Below are 20,492 nucleotides of genomic sequence, written 5' to 3'. Positions count from 1 at the left end.
AATATTCCCAACAGGCAAAATGATACAGACTCCAAAAAGGAAAATATAAACCGTTTTACCCATCTTAGCACTAGTTCTGTTTTTCCAACGCTTTAATGAAGTAAGAAGGGTAGATACCCGTTTTTTTGTAAAACGCCTTTGAAAATGCACGATCTGTGCTAAAACCGATTTCATTGGCTATAGCTTTGATAGTGAACTTTCTAAATCTCAGGTCGTTTTTTAATTTATCAACCACATAATCTATACGTAAGTCATTTACATATTGACTCACACTTTTACCTTTGGTCTGATTTAGTAGTAGCGATAGGTATTTAGAATTTGTTTTAAAACTCTTTGCCATTTTATCCAGCGTAAGATGCATCTTTAGATACTTCCCTTCATTTTCAAACTGATCCAGGCATTTTGCAATATGATTGATGGTATCTTCAGAGATATCCAATCGTTGCTTTTGCTTTGTGCCGGCAATGGAATCTTTTTTTTGTGTTGCTGTTTTTTCGTTAAGAAGTGATTTAAACCGTTGTTTATAATGTTGTTGTTTCACAAAGAAAAAAAGGAAACCTAAGAAGCTTATTCCTAAAAAAATTGAGATAATTAATCTTGTTTTTGCTGCCTCTACATTTTCATTTTTGAGTGATACTATCAATTTTTCCTTGTCTACAAGGAGGTTGGGAATATCATAGTCCGTTTCTAACCTATCGTTGATGTATTTGTAGTTAATATCAAGTATGCTGTCTACCATTATCAATTTATCTAAATATGCCAATTGCCGTTTATTATCTCCCAATTGTTTGTAATGGTTTACCAACCCTAAATACGCTAATTTCGTCTCAGGTATTAGATAATTGGACGTTGTTGTTAACGAATCAATCCTTTCATAATATAATAGTTTTTGTGTATCGTTACCCAAGGCTTCGTACGATTTTCCCAAATACAAATAAGCTTCGATTAGTTCTTGAATTTCAAATATCTCCCGCTCACTTACATCACTTACCTTGGGTAGAACCGAGGTGATTTTAGCAATACTGCTTTCATAATTTTTATTGTGGCAATCCAAAATACCATCATGAAGTACAAGAAGATGGCCAAAATCGGTATGCAAACCTATTTTTAGGCCTTGATTTGTCAATATTTTTGCAGAATCAATTTCATTGTTAAGTCGATATGTTTTAATTAGTTCAGATAGCGAAAGAATCGATGCTTCAAAATAACCCTTATCATCATTGGGATTATCTTTTAAATAATTTCTTTCGAATGCCAAGTTCTTCTTAAAGATGGATTTTGCACCGTCAAAATCACCATTATCTCTTTTTAGCAAAGCTATGTTGTGATTGAGATAGGTCATTTGAGTACTATTGGGCTCAAAATCTCCAATTTCCAATTTCTTTAAATAGTAATCTAAAGCTTCTTTGAAATTCCCTTTAATCCGTTCTATATACCCTTTTTTACCATACAAAGCAGCTGGATAACTGCGATTTTTAAACCCTGTTTCATGAGCTAAAGTAATTGCACTATCAATATAAATTGTCCCGTTCTCATAGTCATTATCATAAAAATCGGCGAAAAAATGGTATCCCCTTATAATCTCTTTTACATTACTTTCCGATTTGGCTTTTTGTAGATAAGCACTTATATATGACCTGCCCTTAGCGGTATATTCTTGGGAATAATATAGAGAATCTAATACCGTGTAAGATTGGGTTGTCAATGAATCAGAGACCTTTACCTCCTGTGTATAGAGCGGTGATATCATTGCAATAATGAAGACAATTTGAAAGGCTCTTCCAATATACTTTTTCCTCTTGAAGCAATTCATAGGGTAATCGAATTCCACACAAAAGTATCCAAAAATGGGCGATAAAAACCGTATAACACCACAAAAACATATTTAAAAAACAACTATTTGATTATCAGTAAATTAAAACTTGTAATCGTACTGTATTTTCAGGGAAAACGCACTTACTTTTCTTGATTATCTCCTAATCTACGTCTTAGATTTGCTTAAACCATTATAAATAAAAATGAAACATTTACTGCTAATATACATCACTTTAAGTATACATTTAGGCTACACTCAAAATTTAAAAACAACCAAATTATTACCGCCAGATACTACGGCAATTGATGATTTGCGCTTTTTAAAACAGGAGCTCCAAAACAAGTCTTTGGTTATGCTTGGGGAACTTACACATCAATATGGAACAATTTTCCAAATAAAGGCTCGTGTTATTGAATACCTACATCAGGAGTTAGGATATACTACTATTGCTATGGAATCGTCCATGTATACGATGTGGAAGATGAATAAAGGAGGTTTTACGCCAGAAAAATTCAATGAAACCATGTATGGGGTATGGTCAAATACCAAAGAATTTCAACGCTTAGTCAATTATATCGATAAAAATAAATTGAAGGTGGTGGGTTTTGATTCACAAATAGATAATGCGGATGATTTTATAGATGACTTTTTTGATTACTGTGAAGACCGTGATATTAAAATAATGGTTGATGAGGAGGATATGGCCATAGTCATGCAAGGTGTTTTGGATAATTATTCTTTTGAAGAATACGATATGAAATTTTCGGTCTATGAAAAAGAATTGGAGCGTATCATCAAAAAAATAAACACTTTTGAAGCTACTGACCAAAACTATCATTGGAGTCAATTTGCAAAAAATATATTAGCAAATTCAAAAGATGCCTATTATAATCAGGAAGAAATTCGCTCGGTTGACTTTATCAACGAGCAGCATAATATTCGGGATGCACAAATGGCCAATAATATTTTAAGTTATGTGAACAGACATCCTGAAGAAAAAATTGTGCTATGGGCAGATAACATTCATATTGTAAATACTATAAATAGCCTTAAAGTTCCTGTTTTGAACAAGTTTGTCTCTATGGGAAGCAGCATAAAAGTAACGCTGAAAGATAAAGTTTATAGTCTTGCTACACTACATGCCAACGATTCTATTTCCTATCGGGGTACCTGGAGCAAAACACCAATTCAAGAAGGTTCCTTTGAAGATGAATTAAAAAAAATAGGCCATCCTACTCTTTTTGTGAGTTCGAAACAAGAAGCAATGCGCGTTCCAAAAATGCATCGCTTGTTTAGTTATCTGAATTTCTATGAATCTCGTTTAGATGAGCTTCACGATGGTTACATTTTTATAAAACGCGCAGAGGATGCCCAACCAAATAGAAACAAAGGAAAAAAAATAGAAGAATTTGAAGCGGTAGTAGTGGACACGCTCAATACGGAAAAAGCAAAACTAAGAAGAGAAGATAATATAACCTATTTAACCGGTAAAATTACCGATGCTATAACCAATGAACCTGTAGCCTACGCCAATTTAATTTTAAAGGCACAGGAAATCTATAGGATTTCGGACGAAGAAGGAAACTTTAAAATCCCTGTGAACACCAATCTACTGAATAAGGCTTCTGTAGCGATTTCCTCTATGGGATTTTCTACTCAAAGTATACCACTTCAGAAACTACCTAAAGTTGTTCGGCTAAAACCTAGCCTGGATCAGCTTGACGAAGTCGTTGTAACCGGGTATATGCTCCCTCTAACAGTTTTGAAAAAAGCGGTTAAGAAGATTAAAATCAATCACCCAACGACCCCTTTTACGTATCAGAGGTATACAAAAACCTTGATCAATAAAAATGATAAAGATATTCTGGATATTGATTTGTTCACCAAGGAATATGATCAAGGATATCGTCAACTTAATAGAGCATACCGTCGTGTAGACCAGATCAAATGGAATAAAAATGATTTTGGGGAACGGTTAAAAAATACAGGGCAATTATTTGGGTATGCCCGTCAAAATGCAAATGCCTTGCGATACTCTAACATTGTACACCGGAGAAAGTATAAAAAATTTGATTTGGAGTTTGTGAAATCAAACGACCCGAAAGATGATGGCCTTTATATTATTCAATTTAAAACCGAACGGAACAAATGGAATTATACGAATAGAGGGCATCCAACTACCTATAGTGGACTCCTGTATATTAATAGAGACGATTTTGCGATCGTTAAAATTATAGAAAATTGGGAGACGAGGTTAACTGCAGAAGAGATTCTAAAGTATAATGCCTTCAGAAGTAATCTTCCACAAAAAATTGATGAGATAGAAGAAATAAAAGTAAAAGAAGAAAACATCAATGAGTATTCAGTGCACAAAGACGGTAAATATTATGCTAGTCATATATTCAAAAGAGACTATAGAGAACATATTTTAAAAACTGGTGAGAAGTCCAATTATATCTTTGAATCCAATGCATCCCTTTTTAATGTCGAAACCGATAATGTAGAAGTGATCGAATATGATTTTTTAAATGAAAATGAAACTGTTTTAAGACGCGTTAAGTATGACAAAGACTTCTGGAATACGTTTGATAATACATTGTATTTAAGGTTGAAATAGAATTTAAAAATTGATAAACTTCCTATTCGTCTTTGAAGGAGTGAAGGGAGGCCTTCACCAAGAAGGGTTTTCATGAAGAAATGTGATATGCATAGGCACCAATGAAAAAGTATAGTACACTGAATCATCTGCTTAAGGTATTATTCGATTGCCATGCTAGTTCGATTCCCACCTAAAGTATAACTGAAAAAGCCGAGATGTGAATCTCGGCTTTTTTATTTAGGCACAACAAATCAGTTAATTTTAGTGAATGCTTGCTAGTTGTAATTAGAAATTGATTCCCTCACTCCAAAAACACTTTATTCTAACAATTCTGGTAAAATTTGATCCAATGTCGCAACACTAATATCTTTCGCCAATATAATACCTTGTTCATCAACCAAGTAATTCATAGGGATTTCCAATATTTCATAATCATTAACAATATTACTTTCATTTCCCCCTTTACTTATAATATTGGTCCATTCCAAGTCATGTGCATCAATTGCCTTTAACCATCTCTCTTGGGAATCGTCTATGGAAACGCCAATAATTTCAAACCCTTTGTCTTTATATTTGAGGTAAGTTTTGGAGAGTTCAGGAAATGCTTCCCTGCATGGAGCGCACCAAGAAGCCCAAAACTCTATTAAAATAATAGATCCTCTAAAATCTTGTGTTGAAACGCTATTCCCTATTCGGTCATCCAATTCAAAATCCAAAATTTTCTTCCCAACTGTCAAATTTTCCTCTGGAAACAGATTTCCCTTAATTCTTACGTATCTACTAAATTCCTGCGCTTCCCAATTTATATAAGAAAACAATTCTATAAGCTTTTGTTTGGATGCTGTAGGGATAAGGCTTGTCTCAAACAGTAAATCACCACTTAAATTATTGTTAGGATTGTTTTTTATTATTTTCCTTAGTTTTGAATAGTCGATTCCACTGCTCAAAGAATTCATATAATCTGTATAAGTTGAATCGATATTCGACCCCTTAATTTCCACAACCTCAATCCAATCAAAAGTAAAATCCTCACCTCTTTCTTTCTTTTCTATTTTTAGGGATAATTCTATCTCTTGGTTTTCTATGTAGACATTTCTCGCACTAGCAGATGAAGGCGCACTTGTGGCGAAATAAACTGCAGTAGGACTAGCAACGGTTCCTTTAAATTCAAATTCTTCGTTATATACTAGAACACTATCCCTTAAATGATTGTTATCATCCATCATAAAAAGATATTCGTTGTTATACCCCTCTACTTTACCTTTAATTAAATAGGAATCTGTTTTTTCTGCGCAACTTGCGAGGACAAGTAAAATTGATATTACAACTGTTAATCTTAGCATCCCTGATTATCTTTATTACTTTATTTAAAGTTTTTATAAAAAATTACAAGACCTTAAACATTATAATTTATATCGGAAAGTTAAAATATTATTTAATTATTAATAGAAAATATACTGATAATACATTATTAACCGATGGCATTTTCAACTTCATCAAGCAAAGACTCTACTTCTGTTTGATCCATCTGTTCAACTTTTTTCAAAGCTCGCAGTAAATCTATAGATAGTTTTTCTTTTGAGATGTCTATTGCAATGCTCTTTTCTTCGGTGGCTAGGCGTCCTAAACGTCGCGGTAGTGACGTATACCACTTTTGAAGAAACCCATGAATATGGTGTGGTCACCTAGCCCTAGGACAGGCTAGTGCTATTGCAAGGCTTTTGAAAACCATTGAGTGCTTTTTTGGACTGCCACAGATGATTAAAACCCCTTTTAAAAGGGGTTTTAATGTTTTTGCAGATTACTACCTGTTCGTGAAGAAATTGAAGGATAAAAACTTGCAAAAGAAGTTTTTATCCTTCCAAAAAGGATTATAACATAATCTATTTGGAATAAGTTGTTATACAGCTTTTCAGAATTACCTACTTAAACGGTTATTGCGAATAACCTGCCTATTTTATAATGTAACGGAAATGCCTTCTATCCATTCGTTGTAGGCGAGCATACACCGTTTGTACAAAAACCAGTAGGGCAATGTGGCAAGCCTGTTAAACAAGCTAGACCATTGGAACCTAAACCGCAATGTTCCACATATTCTGTTATAAAACCGCCTAAAAGCGCTTTTTGAGCATTTTTTCCTAATTCCTTAACTCCCTGGATTTTCAAGATGTTCTTCATGATAATTTTTTTAGTTAAAAATATTTAATAAACCAACCTTCTAAAGGTATAAATATTTAGGTTTTTACGCTGTTAAATGTAAGTTATTTAATGTTAAAAATTATAGATACTTGCTTTTTAACATGGATTTTCGACAACCGTATTCTTAAATAAGGAAATAAGCTCCATTTAATATTCCATTTAGGTGAGGCATCATTTTTTAATAATCAATTTATTGCACAAGTAGGGTTTAGCCTTGACATAATTGAAGTCAAGAGTTTCTCCTCGCAATAGGTGAGCGATTTATTTAATGAAGCAATGCTACCTATAATCCCATCCAAGCGTTAAAGGACGCGGTAGTACGCTGACTCGTTTTCAAGCGGTGCGACTTTAGGTGAATAACTACCGCATTTTTGGTATAGCGATCTATCTTTTCAATATAATTTCTGTTGACCAATTCACTTCTGTTGATCTTAAAGAAGCTTGTTGGGTTGAGGACCTCCTGTATCTCTTTTAGTGTAGCTTGGTTTAAGAGATGCTTTTTGTTGGCCGAATCATAGGCGAAAACAACACCGTAATCTGCTTGTATAAACACAATATCATCCACTCTTAAGAAGTAAATGCTATTGCTGGATTTTACCGGAATGTACTCTTTATAAATCGGTTTCACGGCTACCTTGCTCTGGTAATAGGCATCCAATTTTTTAAAGAGTTCATTATGGCCAATCCCTATTTTGTTTTTTAAGGAAGTATATTTTTGCCAGGCTTTTTCAAAACGATCAAAGGAATAGGGTTTCAACAGATATTCAATGCCACTGGTCTCAAAAGCATTCATCCAGAATTGATCATAGGCCGTAGCAAAAATAATGGGGCAATCTAGAGTTATTTGATCGTACACCTCAAACACATTACCATCCCTTAATTCAATATCCGAGAAAATTAAATCAACTTCGGGAGCGGTTTCAAAAAATGATTGGGTTTCGTCAAGGGTTTCTATTTCTTTTACGACTTCAAGCGATGTTCCAATTCTTCCCAGATAATTTTTAAGCTTCTTTCTCGCAGGAGCTTCATCTTCTATAATTACTACCTTAATCATTAGTGTTCATTTTAATAAGAGGTAAGCTAACCGCAAAATCAATTTCAGATTCCTCAATGGTAATGGGGTTATTGGTCAATAATTGAAATTGTGTATTTAGGTTTTTTAAGGCCACACCATTGGTTTTTTTCTTTCTGGTTTGTGCTATTTTATTGTTACTGACTTTAATCCCATTTTCAAGTGCAATATTAATGATTATAGGATTTTGAGCTGTTCCTAGATTATGCACGATAGCATTCTCTACCAATACTTGAAGACAAAACGGAGGAACTATGGTATTTGACCCGTAAATACTTTCTGCAATAATTAGCTTATAGTACCCCTGATACTTTGTCTCCATTAATTCAAAATAGTTTTGGGTAAATAACAATTCTTCCTGTAGGGCAATGAGTTCTCTATCAGAGCTCCTTAGGGCATAGCGGTACAGTTCTGAAAAACGACCTAAAAAATTGGACGCTTTCCCTTTGTCTTCCTCGATGAGCTGATCTAAAATGTTCAAATTGTTAAAGAGAAAATGCGGATTTAACTGTGTTTTGAGTTGTTGTATTTTGCTTCTGGCATTGCCTATTTCATAGGCATTTAGTTGCTTCCTATAGTTTTTGTTTTCTTTGAAATACAGATAAGCCAAAGAAAATCCGCCAAAAATAGTGAAATCAATAATTTGATTAAAGACTTTATAGGTCAGTATATAAGAAGAACTATAATTTCTAGAGAAGTTATTGAAAATTAAAGAAATAAAAAGCCCGAATAGATTTGAAAAAAACAAATAGACGATAAGACTTGTTGCGAAAAACTTGAAATATCGTTTAATGGATGGTGTCTTTTGCGCATTATCTTTATCCGCTTTGTTCTTTACAAAATCTATGAACAAAAAAATTAAAACTGCCTGAATAAAAACCCAAAATGGCGCATCAGGGTGAAAGACAAAATCACTCCAAGATGTGGCGTATCCAATTTTATTCTTAAGGGTGAAAATCCAACTAAAAATAAACAGGAAGAAGATAAAGGCTTGATTTTCTTTGAGGTATTGCATGACTTTTTTCATCTCGATTGGGAAAAGTTCAAAGATTCCAATTTATTTTTTTTCGGGCCAAGAGCTGATGATATTTCCTTTTTCGTCATAGGCTACAAGTTTAACACTATTATCCTTATCTACAATAAACTTGGCTCGTGGTCTCCCGTTATCATCATATAAAAATAGGCCATTTTGTTTTCCAGGTGTTTGCCCAAGAGCAACCCGTGGTACCGACCCTATGAGTCCTTTTTTTCGGTATTCGTCATATTTTTTACGTCGTTCTTTTCGGTCTGTTATGCCTTCTAATTCTTTTGAGATTTCCGTCATACTTTCCTTGGTTTCTTTATCTCCACGATCATTAAAGACAAGACGCCCGGATTTATACCTTTCCTCTCCAACCTGATCGTCTGTGGTGATCAATTGCATGACCTGATCTCCATCGTATTGATCATAGGTTAGGGAAAGACCTGCGCTATGACCGTTTTCTGTCTTAGTACCGTCATAGATAAAACCGCCACATTCTTTCCCATCTTCGGTGAAGAATAACATTCCTGCACGCTTTTTACGTTTGTGGTATACCCTGTTATTTATGCTATCTCCAGCGGTAGGGAAGTGATTTGCATTGGTGATCACCATTTTAACCGTTCCATCGTTCTCCACAATATTGATGCGTTCTGCATCGATAGTCCCAAATTTTTGATTGCCGGAATGCGTAAAAGCCACCGAAGCAAATGTCAATATTCCCAAGGCCATGGCAAGGGCAAATGTTCTTAAAAAAATAAGTTCGTTCTTTTTACTTTTCATAATACATGATTTAATGATTAATAATACCCCAAAACTACATTGGATATCATGCTGAAAAAACGAGTTTCTGGCGAACGCAGGAAAAATTAGATAGAACTAAGGAAGAATAGCATATAGCGAAATATTGTAGGGAATGCGTTATTCCTGGGCTTTTAAATCCCTAAGCGCTTTATGGGAGGATGTGCACCAGTGACAATCTTCTTTAGGGGCCAATTGCAGCGCTTTTGTATAACTCCGAATGGCTTCTTTTTTTTGATTATTTGCCAAATAGGCTTCCCCAAGGGAATCCCAAAGATTGCCTTCTTTCGGAAAGAGCGCTGTATTTAATTGAAATAATGCTACGGCTAATTCGGAATTTTTAGTTGTCCTTAAAATAGTATACCCAAGGTCATTTAGACGTTCTGAATTCCTCAAATAAGAACCATACTGTTCTTTGATTCTTGCCATAAGGCGATCGATCTCTTGTAGGTCATGCACGGCTAAATGATCCCAAACGAAATGATATAGGTTCTTTTTTATGGGGGAAGCCTGAAAATTCTTGTCAAATAGCATTCGCTTAATAGGCCAAGCAACTTCATTTTCCCTACTACTGGCATTGGTAAATAATAGAATAAGAACATCTTCTTTGGGCAACCATATAAAATCATGAAAGAAGATGGCATTTCCGCCATTGTGGCTAATGATTTTTGTGTCTCTGTCAGAATTGTAAATGGCCCAACCATAGGCATAATAACTAGATTGTCCTTCGTACTCCAAGACATAGGGCATCGTTAATTTTTCAAACAATGCTTTGGGCAAGATGGTGTTATTTTTTAACGCTAGATACCATTTGTACATATCTTCAATTGTGGAATGAATGCCTCCGTTACCCTTTAACGTCCAGGTTACTTTTTCCATTTTTTCATAGCGCGATAGCATAGTTCCTACATTGGTGATATTGTGATAATATCCATTGGCAACCGTATCTTCGTTCCAGTGCGGAATAAAGTATCCCGTTTTACGCATACCAGCAGGTTTAAACAAATGTTGGTTTAAAAAATGCTCATAGTCTTGGCCGGAAACGATTTCAATAATTCTGGCCAAAATACTATATCCCGAGTTGGAGTAGGCATATTTTGACCCAGGTTGGTGCAGCAGCGTCGTGGCAAATAAGGTTTTGAAAAATTGATCTTTGGGAATATCATCAAAATCTCCATGGCCAATAACATCTACTAATCCGGCCGTATGGGTCAGCAATTGATGTATGCTAATGTTCTTTTTATCCTCTGGCAGATTGTTAAAGAATTGATGTATGCTATCAGTTACTTTTAGTTTATTCAACTCCACCAATTTTAAGATCGCCGTTGCCGTAAACTGTTTGGTAACCGATCCAATAGTAGAAACTGTGGTTGTGGTAAAAGGGATATTCTTTTCTTTATGGGCCATTCCATAACCTTTGGCAAGGAGGATCTTACCTTTTTGAGCCACAAGTACAGATCCGGAAAAACCGTTTTCCACGCCTGCATTGAGGTAATTGTCAAGTTTACTTTTTAACGGGTTATGGCCGCTAATTTGTTGTGCATTCGTCACTAATGAACCGAAGAATACAAGTGCGATAAGGAAGGCGGATAATGGTGTTTTTTTCATGATTTTATCGATTTACGTCGCCCACAATTGGGCATAGGGTTCCATGACCTCAATATCAGGAGGCCCTTAAATGTGTAGTTTAAAAAATGGGAGGGAATCTTTTAGGTTACTTTCCGAAGAGCTTTAAGTAAAGGGTATATACTAGAAATCCAAGCGCAATGCTTATGGTCATTATCCCAATAGAATGTAGGCCTAAAGGCAAGTATTGATTTGTTACAAACAACCCTGCTCCAGTACTTATTAAAATGGCGAACCATTTAACGCTTTGGTGTATTTCGCTGTTCGATGTTCTATGTAAGATAGAAGAAGCTAGTTCTTGGGGTATTTCTTTATCTATAATCCTATTTTTTAATCTGTGGTTCAGCATGGTTTTTAGAATTTTCATGATAAACCACATGACTAAGACTATTATAAAAATGATAACAATTACTTTATAAACGTCCGGGTCAATGCGGGAGATTTGTACGGTGAATATCGGTTTCATTTTAGATTGTTTTAACGTATTAATTAATTAGACCCCTGACTTGCCTAAATGTTGCAAAAGGCTATTCATAATTCAACATTTTTATTTTTTGATGGTATGATCGCAGCATGTCTAGTATTGCTCCTACAGAAATCAAGAGAACAATACCAATGATAAGTGATGTTAAGGGGGCCGAATTACTTTTAAATACTTCAATAAAAATTTCTTTAAAGTAAAATAAACATGATATAATTAGGGCACCTCCCAAGGCAATGATAAAATAGATGAAATAATGGTGTGCCGTCTCCTTTTTTGAGCTTCGCTCCAATTGTTTTACAACTTCATCGGCCAAATTATAATCAAGGATCGGATCGGGTAAGTTTTCAAGAGCTTCGGATACAGAGGAATAGTGCTCCGATCGCATTTTGCATATTTCACATACGGATAGGTGCTGTATAACCTCAGGGCTGCATTGGGATAGGTCAAATGTAAACTCTTGAATGTCTTGGTCACTTAAATGTTTATGTTTCATAAATCTTCCCTTTTGTAGTGTTGTAATAGCTTTTTTCTCAATTGTTTTCTTGCGCGATAGAGATAGTTCTTTAGCGTGCCCTCTGGTAAATTTGTGATTTTGCCAATCTCCTTATAACTTAATTCCTCCTTATGATATAGGGTGATGATTGTTTTATATAAGGGAGGGAGTTTTTCTATGGCCGAAACAAGGAGTTCGGAGCTCTCTTTTTTAAAAAGTGCTGTTTCAGTGGGGCTGCTGTTATGATCTTTAGCTCCTTTTTCTATGGCATCCCATGATTCTATTCCGTCTTCATCAATGACACTGCGTATGGGTATTCTTTTCTTTTCAAGAAATTTTAAACAACTATTATAGGTAATGGTGCCGATCCAGGTAGAGAGCTTTGAATTGAACTTAAAACTTGCGAGTTTATCATAAACTTTTAAATAAACTTCTTGGGCCAGATCTTTTCTGTCTTCCGGGTTTTTAATCATTTTATAAATGATCTGAATGACCAGACCTTGCGTATTCGCAATAATAGTTTTAAAGGCCTTAGAATTTCCTTCTAATACCTCCTTTACAAGTTTTTTATCTGTAGATTGGCCTTGAGTCATTTATCTTGTATGATAAATTAGACCCTAAACTTGGAAAAAGGTTGCAAATTGATCTTTAATAATACATTGAGACGCAAGCTGTGTGTATTTTGAGGGGAACAATAGTTTCGTATGGAGGGTCCTAAGGCGCTACATTTTCTTCAATTTGATACCCTGGAATAATCATTTATTCCTATTTCGGTTTTTTACAAATTCTTCGCTTCTCTTGATCTGTTCTTCAAGATCCCATGGGATATTAAATCTATTTTTTAAATGTTCTGCTATGGGTCCTAAACCTATCTTGGCCCGTCTCTTGTCTATATTGACAGGATCATATACGGGCCACACATCAAAGCGTTTGGTTTCTGGATAATACTTTACCTGACCTCCATATATTTGAAGGTCACCCCGGTCTGTGGCAATGCGATCTTCGGCCCTTACCAAAAACCGAGGGTCAAGTTTTTTACTTAGAACAGCTTCCCTCATCATGGGTAAAAACTGTACCCTTACTTCTGGGCTAGAATGTTGTAGCACATTGCAAATAGTGAGGCTGCCAAGTTCCCCGATACTATCTTTTGAAGGCCAGCCATAGTTGGATAACAAGCCTTTTATTTTAGCTTCATTTAAAATATGGTTCTTTTTGTAAATTTCATTTTGAATTCTTCTTTCTTCAGATTCCATACCAAACTTTTCAGCCAGGGAATCCCTTAATCGTATGGGTTCTTGTTCTGCTCTGTAAATAGTATCCAAAAATGCGATGAGATAGGCGCTGCTTAGAGGTTTTGGATGTGCTAAATCCGTTGTCTTTGTCTTATTGGAACACCCGAATAGACTTATTAGCAGAAAAAAAGGCCATATATATTTCATTATTTTAAGGGATATCGTAACATAGATTTGTCAATACAAGTTAAGAATCTCTTGAAACTTTTGTAAATCACTAAGATGATATGTATCATATGGTGTTAACGCCCCTTTTATTTCTACAGTTGAGGTGGAGTCAAGGCAGCAAAATTCGAACTTTTTGAAGGAAGATATTGAAAGTATTATCAATAAATCATTTCATATCAGAAGCACCTATTTCAATTGAGAGGTATTTAATTTAATAAAAGTGAATGAGTTATTTTTAAAATGTTTTTCGAATAGATATAATTTTTTTTGGATTATGAGCCTAACTTGACCCTGTTTCTTCAAGTTTTTTTTAACTAATTGACTTTTAGGTGTATATGAAAATTAAACTTTGCAAAAAACATCTAAGTATCTACTATAGTGCTTACATCTATTACTGTATTTAAATATGATTTAATGTTATATTGAAAGTAGTTGTTTGAAATAATTAATAACCTTCAAACATATCATGTTAATAAGAATTGAATATAAGCATATTAGGTAAAAAGATTACCTTTGGACCCTATTAGATAGTTTCTGGATAAATCATGGTAATGAGCTTTGGCCCAACACTAGATTATAAGTTAAAAAATGTAAATTGATGAGTAAATACAAAGAAATATTGGATCATGTTGCCAGATATGTTGAGTTATCAGATAGTGAAATCGCAGAGTTTACTTCAATATTAAAAATCACTAGAGTAAAAAAAAGGCAATTTATCATTCAACCAGGCTTTGTATCAGAATATCGAAACTATATAGTAAAAGGTGCTGTAAGGGTTTTTTATTTAGATGGTGATGGAAAAGAACATACAGTAAGTATTGGGATAGAAGATTGGTTTTTCACAGACTTTCAGAGTTACTTAAATAGAACTCCTGCACAGTATTTTGCCGAAGCCCTAGAAGATTCGATAATAATACAAATGAAATATGATGATGTGGAAGAACTTTGCTCAAAAATTCATTCATTATGTCAATACTTTAGATTGTATATAGAAAAAGCCTTGTCTTTTTCAAATCAAAGAGTTATTACCAATATTAGTAAAACTTCAGAAGAACGATACTGGGAGTATGTAAATAAATATCCTCAAATAGCTAATAGAGTTCCACAGTACGTTTTAGCATCTTATCTAGGAATTTCCCCTGAATCAATAAGTAGAATCCGTTCGAAATCATAAAATTGATTTAAATCAATTTTATAGCTTGATAAACATCAAGCGCATTTCTTAATATACGTCATATTTACTTCTTCACGTATGGCGCAACTTTGTCATGTCTATTATTAACTATTCAAAAATAGATAATGAGCACATAGGAAATTTAAAAAACCTACGCTCATTCCTAAAACAAAATTAGTAGTAATGAATAAAAAAGCAATTCCTTCATATAAAAAAGACTCTGAGGAATTAAAAGAAAAGTTATCGCATACACTTCCTGTTGATGCATTTGAGGTTTTTAACTCAGATGCTGAACAAATAGAAAAGGAGTATACTTCTATCTTAAAACTTAAAGCTGGTGATAAAGCACCCAATTTTAGGCTTTTAAATGCCCTTAATGAGTCTGTGATCCTCTATGAACTTTTAAAAACAAAAAGAGTTGTTCTTACTTTTTACAGAGGCATTTGGTGCCCGTATTGCAACTTAATACTAAGTCAGTATCAGACCGTATTTCCAGAAATAGAAAAAGCAGGAGCAACTTTGATAGCTATTTCTCCACAAACACCTGATGCCTCTTTAAATATAAAAGAGAAAAATGCATTGCAGTTCGAAATCTTAAGTGACAACGGAAATATTGTCTCAAAGGAGTTTACCACAATCCATGAGAATCCAGAAAATTCATTAGAAAAAATGGCAGAATTAGGATACGATTACGATTGTTATAACTGTGATGAGAAAAGTGAAATCCCCATCCCTGCCACATTTATCATTGAAAAAGATGGTATAATTTCTTTTGCAAAAACAGAAGGAGGTGACTACAGAAATCGGGTGGAGCCCAAGGATGTTTTAAATGCTTTAAACAAAAAATAACTATCTATTCAAAATTTAATCACAATAAAAACAAAGTAAAACCACAGTAATTAATTTATCATGAAAAAAGTAATATTTAAAATCATATCATTTGTATTAATCACATTCACATTTTCAGTTCAAGCCCAAGAAGCAAAAGAACTAATTGCAAAAGTAGTAGAGGCCAATGGTGGCAAAATAGCATTACATAAATTAAAAGATGTATCCTTTGATTATACATTTAAAGTAGAAGATAAGAATATAGAAGATATTTCTAAAGAGCGGTATATTTTTGATGGAGAAGTTTCCTTTGCAGAATATACCAAAAGACAGGTTTATGCCTTACCGCAAATGCCTGGTAAAACGTATACACAATACTTTAACGGTAAAAATTCTGTATCTAAAATAGATGGGAAAACTATTACAGAACAGCAACCTGCATTTATTGGTCACATTCTTAGAAAAACCAACTATTACTGGTTTACCATGATGTTCAAACTATCTGACCCAGGGGTGAATCACAAAATGTTACCCTCTAGAAATGTTGATAGTATAAACTATAAAATTGTTGAGATGACCTTTGGAGATAATATAGGAGAATCTAGTGCCGATAAATACATCTTATATATTAATCCAAAAACCTATAGAGTAGATCAATTTCTATACAATGCAACAGGATTCGGCATTACTAAACCAAGCATAATGAAAGTAACGTATGAGAAAATAGATGGTGTCTATTTATCAACATACCGTAAATATGCGCCCGCTGACTGGGATGGAAATACGTTGGAAGGATCATGGACCGAGCAGTTTACCAATAATATAAAGTTTAATAATGGATACAATTTAGAGAATATTCAGAAATAAGCCTCTCTATTCAAATCTATCAACAATTTTAATACCTAGAAAAGTAAATTAAAAACAAATTAAATAATAAAAAAATGAAAGCAGTAGCATATAAAGAAAGAGCAAAAATCGAGGTTGTAGATATACCAAAACCTCAATTATTAAAAGATGATGATGTTATCGTACGCATTACCCTTGCTGGTATTTGCGGAGCTGATTTAGAGTTTACTCAAAATGGACCAGAAATGGGCTTATTTGAAGGAATGCGAATAGGACATGAATTTGTGGGCGTCATAGACCAAGTAGGAAAGGATGTTCATACCTTAAAAGTTGGAGACCGTGTTGTGGCTTCTGCGATGTTCGTTGATGGAGATTGTTACTATTGTAAACGTGATTTACCTTCAGCATGTGATCACGGAGGATTATTTGGAACACCACTTTTTGCAGAACATGGAGGTGATGATATCCAAGGAGGACAAGCAGAATATATTCGTGTACCTTATGCTAATTCATCATTATTCAAACTTCCAGAAGGTTTAACCGGAGATGAACATGATACAAAAGTTCTTCCGCTAGGAGATAATTTTGCTACTGGTTATCATGGTGCATTAAATGCGAATATTAAAACAGGAGAAACCGTGGTAGTAATTGGTGATGGTGCTGTAGGACTTAGTGCAGTTATGGCTGCAACATTATTTGGTCCTTCTACTATTATTCTTGTAGGTCGTCATGATAGTCGATTAGAATTAGCTAAAACTATTGGAGCGACGCATGTCGTAAATTCAAAAAATGAAGATCCAGTAGCATTTGTAAAATCACTTACAGAAGGTCGAGGTGCAAACTCTGTTATCGATTCTGTTGGTAATAAAACCGCAATTTCACAGGGTATGGAAATGACTCAAGCTGGTGCATCGATAAGTGTCCTAGGATTTGGACATCTATATGAACCAGTAGATCAGCCATATTCATCGGCTTTGTTTAGAAATATTACCATTCACACTGGTGTGGTAAATGTAGCGGCCTATATGAAAAAATTACTTCCTATAGTAGAAAGAGGTGTTATTGATCCTAGTGTAATTTTTACTGATATTCTACCATTATCTGAAGCAGAAAAAGGCTATGATTTAATGCGTGATCGCACCTCAGGAACGCTTAAAGTAGCATTACGTCCTTAAAATATTTTGTGATGAAAAGATAAAATTGTTTCAAAATTAATGTGTCGAAAAAGGTTCTTTTAAAGCCTTTTTTGACGCATTTTTTATCTAGAAGGTTATTCCTTCTGAGAAACACTATTTTTTATTTTCACTATGCCAGTAAAAAACAGTTAAAATCACGAAGTAAGGTGTTAAAAACACTATTTACAATTATAGCAACAGGACTTTTAGTAGTCTCCTGTACAAATGAGCAAACTATGGAGCAAAGAATAGAACAAAAGAAACAAGAAGAAATCAATTTAATAGAAACCAGTCGAAAATGGTCTGCAGCATTTTCTACCGAAGCATATTTTAGCTTTATACGAGAAGATGGTATCATGATGGTTCCAGATCAACCTCTTTTGCGAGGAACTGAAAAAATTAGGAATGTATTAAAAGAGTTTCAATCATTACCTAGTTTTAGCGTCAAATGGGAACCTCAAGAAGCATTTGTATCTACTAGTGGCGATTTAGGGTATACCATAGACAAAATGTTAGTGAATTTTGATGATGAAGATGGCAACACTGTAAATAAATTTGAAAAAGTTGTTTCTATTTGGAAAAAAAATGAAAAAGGAGAATGGAAAATGGCTGTCGATATTTGGAATGCAGATCCAACCCTAACATCTATTGATAAATAGCAATTTATCGATCATAAAAAAATACTTCATCCATCTTTTAATCTTAATTATTTTTCTAATATGTCAAATTTAAAAGCACAAATTACATTACCTGCTACTAGTCCTGAAGCAGAGGTTAGACAACGTGTAGGAATTACAGATATTACAATTCATTATAACAGACCTTCTGTTAGAGGTAGAAAAATCTGGGGCAATTTAGTGCCATATGGCTTTAATTATTTAGGTTTTGGAACTTCTAAAGCAGCACCTTGGAGAGCGGGTTCAGATTATAATACCACAATTAATTTCACACATGAGGTTAGCATACAAGGAAATAAAGTTTCTGCAGGAAAATATGCGTTGTTTATGGCGCCAGAAGAAAATGGAGAAGTGATGATTATCCTATCCTCTAATACTACTTCTTGGGGTTCGTATTTTTATGATGTAAATGAGGATGTACTTCGTTTTAAAGTTACTTCAATAGATAAAAATACTAGTGCCGAAATGTTGACATATAGTTTTGATTCGGTTACGCCTTATAATACAACAGTTTCTTTGCATTGGGGTACTAAAGAGATACCTTTTAAAATTGACGTAGCAGTAGATGAAATTGTGATGGAAGGAATTCGTAATGATTTAAGGAATCCTAAAGGATTTCAACAGTCTACTTGGGACAGTGCTGCTAATTATGCTTTTAGTATTGGACAATTAACCCAAGCATTAGAATGGATTAATGCATCTATTAAAGGTAGTTTTTTCAGTAAAGAAACATTTAGTAATCTTTCTTTGAAATCCCAAATCTTAGAAAAACAAGGAAAGAATGCTGAAGCAAATAACATGTTACAAAAATCTATTCCATTAGGAAGTGCTGAGGAACTTTATAAATTAGGATTAAGCTTTATCGTAAATGGTCAAGTAGATAAAGCGATAGAAGTTATGCAAGCAAATGTCAAAAATAATGATGGTGCTTTTCCAAGTCATTATGGGTTGGCCAGAGCATATTCGGCTAAAAAAGATTATGCAAATGCTTTGAAGGCTTTAGAAGCAACTGGAACTGATACTCCAGAGCATTTTAAATCTAGATTCGTAAAATATAAAGAACGCTTAGTAAAAGGAGAGGGTATTTAATTCTAAATAACAACTAGATGATTTTAGCTCAATTTCATGAAAACGAATAATCCCATCCAAACTAATGAGGTCTTGCATTTTGCAAACGGAATTAGCATGAAAAACCGATTCATATTAGCACCGCTTACCAATAAACAGAGTCATGATAATGGAATAGTATCTGACCAGGAGTTAACATGGTTAACCATGCGAGCCAAAGGACAATTTGGATTGGTAATGACTTGCGCTGCGAACGTCCAAGCCAACGGTAAAGTTTGGTCTGGACAGTTAGGTATTCATTCGGATACCCAACTTTCAGGACATCGAAGATTAACAGAAAACATTAAGGCCTATGGAAGTCTTGCTGTAATTCAGCTTTTTCATGGAGGAATACGATCTCCAAAAGAATTTATCAAGGGTCAAGCTGTTGGGCCTTCTGACAATATAGAACTTAATGCAAGAGCGCTATCTTTAACCGAGATAAAAGAGCTACGAAACGATTTCATTGCTGCAGCACTAAGAGCAAAAAAAGCAGGCTATGATGGTGTGGAAATCCATGCTGCATATGGCTATTTACTCGCACAGTTTTTAAGCAATGAAACGAATCATCGAAATGATAAATATGGAGGAAGTCTAGAAAATAGAGCACGATTAATTTTTGAAATTGCAGCTGGTATTTATAAAGTTTGTGGTGCAGACTTTCTGGTTGGAGTAAGACTATCTCCAGAGGGATATGGAATGGTATTAGATGAAATAAAATTAGTAGCGCGACAACTTATTGATTCAGGCAAAATTCATTTTTTAGACATGTCACTATGGGATGTCTTTAAAAAACCAGAAGGGCATCCCGATACGAATAAAAGTTTACTCGATCATTTTTTAGAGCTAGATTATAAAAATGTTAAACTAACAGTAGCTGGCAAAATCAACGGAGGTAAAGAAGTTCGTGAGATTCTTAATTCAGGAGTAGATTTTGTTGCTATCGGAAGGTCGGGAATTATTCATCACGATTTTCCTCTTAGAGTTATGAAAGATGACAACTTTATCTCAAAACAATTACCAGTTTCTATTGCACATTTAAAGAACGAAGGATTAGGCCCAAAGTTTATCGAAATGATGAAATCATCTTGGCCTGACTTTATTAGAAATTAAATCA

General features: G+C 34.3%; 19 protein-coding genes. 8 read left to right on the top strand and 11 right to left on the bottom strand.

Translation table 11 applies throughout. The annotated features are described in order from the left end of the window. Window positions 1–70 precede the first annotated feature (70 nt). On the bottom strand, window positions 71–1,813 hold the full coding sequence (locus tag ACEXOE_RS04625; RefSeq protein ID WP_394747560.1) for a helix-turn-helix domain-containing protein: 1,743 nt from the start codon (window positions 1,811–1,813) through the stop codon (window positions 71–73). A gap of 205 nt (window positions 1,814–2,018) precedes the next feature. Between ACEXOE_RS04625 and ACEXOE_RS04620 the strand changes: the two genes are divergently transcribed. Beyond that, on the top strand, window positions 2,019–4,433 hold the full coding sequence (locus ACEXOE_RS04620) for an erythromycin esterase family protein (RefSeq protein WP_394747559.1): 2,415 nt from the start codon (window positions 2,019–2,021) through the stop codon (window positions 4,431–4,433). A 299-nt stretch (window positions 4,434–4,732) separates the two neighbouring features. Here the strand turns inward: ACEXOE_RS04620 and ACEXOE_RS04615 are convergent, their stop codons facing one another. The 10 genes from ACEXOE_RS04615 to ACEXOE_RS04570 form a co-directional block, all read right to left on the bottom strand. Beyond that, on the bottom strand, window positions 4,733–5,758 hold the full coding sequence (locus ACEXOE_RS04615) for a redoxin domain-containing protein (protein WP_394747558.1): 1,026 nt from the start codon (window positions 5,756–5,758) through the stop codon (window positions 4,733–4,735). Between the two features lie 637 nt (window positions 5,759–6,395). Beyond that, on the bottom strand, window positions 6,396–6,593 hold the full coding sequence (locus ACEXOE_RS04610) for a hypothetical protein (protein WP_394747557.1): 198 nt from the start codon (window positions 6,591–6,593) through the stop codon (window positions 6,396–6,398). Window positions 6,594–6,897: 304 nt separating this feature from the next. Then, a complete protein-coding gene (locus tag ACEXOE_RS04605) occupies window positions 6,898–7,668 on the bottom strand; it encodes a LytR/AlgR family response regulator transcription factor (protein ID WP_394747556.1) in 771 nt (256 codons plus the stop codon). Further along, window positions 7,661–8,713, bottom strand: coding sequence for a sensor histidine kinase (locus tag ACEXOE_RS04600; RefSeq protein ID WP_394747555.1), 1,053 nt, complete (start codon window positions 8,711–8,713; stop codon window positions 7,661–7,663). The genes ACEXOE_RS04605 and ACEXOE_RS04600 overlap by 8 nt, the downstream gene beginning before the upstream one ends. A gap of 30 nt (window positions 8,714–8,743) precedes the next feature. Further along, a complete protein-coding gene (locus ACEXOE_RS04595) occupies window positions 8,744–9,487 on the bottom strand; it encodes a hypothetical protein (protein WP_394747554.1) in 744 nt (247 codons plus the stop codon). A 138-nt stretch (window positions 9,488–9,625) separates the two neighbouring features. Continuing rightward, the gene (locus ACEXOE_RS04590; RefSeq protein ID WP_394747553.1) at window positions 9,626–11,113 is read right to left on the bottom strand and encodes a serine hydrolase; all 1,488 of its coding nucleotides are present in this window, start codon (window positions 11,111–11,113) and stop codon (window positions 9,626–9,628) included. Window positions 11,114–11,219: 106 nt separating this feature from the next. Then, a complete protein-coding gene (locus ACEXOE_RS04585) occupies window positions 11,220–11,597 on the bottom strand; it encodes a hypothetical protein (protein ID WP_394747552.1) in 378 nt (125 codons plus the stop codon). Window positions 11,598–11,658: 61 nt separating this feature from the next. Further along, window positions 11,659–12,108 (bottom strand): hypothetical protein, encoded by a 450-nt coding sequence (locus ACEXOE_RS04580; RefSeq protein ID WP_394747551.1) that lies wholly within the window; start codon window positions 12,106–12,108, stop codon window positions 11,659–11,661. Next, a complete protein-coding gene (locus ACEXOE_RS04575) occupies window positions 12,105–12,701 on the bottom strand; it encodes an RNA polymerase sigma factor (protein ID WP_394747550.1) in 597 nt (198 codons plus the stop codon). The genes ACEXOE_RS04580 and ACEXOE_RS04575 overlap by 4 nt, the downstream gene beginning before the upstream one ends. A gap of 162 nt (window positions 12,702–12,863) precedes the next feature. Continuing rightward, complete coding sequence (locus ACEXOE_RS04570; RefSeq protein WP_394747549.1) at window positions 12,864–13,547, bottom strand: DUF6624 domain-containing protein; 684 nt, start codon at window positions 13,545–13,547, stop codon at window positions 12,864–12,866. A 619-nt stretch (window positions 13,548–14,166) separates the two neighbouring features. Here ACEXOE_RS04570 and ACEXOE_RS04565 point away from each other — a divergent pair. From ACEXOE_RS04565 to ACEXOE_RS04535, 7 genes are all read left to right on the top strand, one after another. Further along, entirely contained in the window at window positions 14,167–14,742 is a 576-nt protein-coding gene (locus tag ACEXOE_RS04565) for a Crp/Fnr family transcriptional regulator (RefSeq protein WP_394747548.1), read from the top strand. A 183-nt stretch (window positions 14,743–14,925) separates the two neighbouring features. After that, a complete protein-coding gene (locus tag ACEXOE_RS04560; RefSeq protein ID WP_394747547.1) occupies window positions 14,926–15,591 on the top strand; it encodes a peroxiredoxin-like family protein in 666 nt (221 codons plus the stop codon). Between the two features lie 60 nt (window positions 15,592–15,651). Continuing rightward, window positions 15,652–16,437 carry a hypothetical protein gene (locus tag ACEXOE_RS04555; RefSeq protein WP_394747546.1) on the top strand — a complete coding sequence of 262 codons (786 nt, stop codon included), beginning with the start codon at window positions 15,652–15,654 and terminating at the stop codon, window positions 16,435–16,437. A gap of 74 nt (window positions 16,438–16,511) precedes the next feature. Further along, on the top strand, window positions 16,512–17,591 hold the full coding sequence (locus ACEXOE_RS04550; protein WP_394747545.1) for a zinc-dependent alcohol dehydrogenase: 1,080 nt from the start codon (window positions 16,512–16,514) through the stop codon (window positions 17,589–17,591). 236 nt (window positions 17,592–17,827) lie between these two features. Continuing rightward, window positions 17,828–18,250 carry a YybH family protein gene (locus tag ACEXOE_RS04545; protein WP_394747544.1) on the top strand — a complete coding sequence of 141 codons (423 nt, stop codon included), beginning with the start codon at window positions 17,828–17,830 and terminating at the stop codon, window positions 18,248–18,250. 60 nt (window positions 18,251–18,310) lie between these two features. Next, the gene (locus ACEXOE_RS04540) at window positions 18,311–19,357 is read left to right on the top strand and encodes a DUF2911 domain-containing protein (RefSeq protein WP_394747543.1); all 1,047 of its coding nucleotides are present in this window, start codon (window positions 18,311–18,313) and stop codon (window positions 19,355–19,357) included. A gap of 96 nt (window positions 19,358–19,453) precedes the next feature. After that, window positions 19,454–20,488, top strand: coding sequence for an NADH:flavin oxidoreductase (locus tag ACEXOE_RS04535; protein ID WP_394747542.1), 1,035 nt, complete (start codon window positions 19,454–19,456; stop codon window positions 20,486–20,488). The last annotated feature ends 4 nt before the right edge of the window (window positions 20,489–20,492 follow it).

The organism is Spongiimicrobium salis (assembly GCF_043678055.1).
GTDB classification, from domain to species: domain Bacteria; phylum Bacteroidota; class Bacteroidia; order Flavobacteriales; family Flavobacteriaceae; genus Spongiimicrobium; species Spongiimicrobium salis.
Note: the sequence above shows the minus strand (reverse complement) of the source record. Positions and strands in the feature narration are given on the sequence as shown.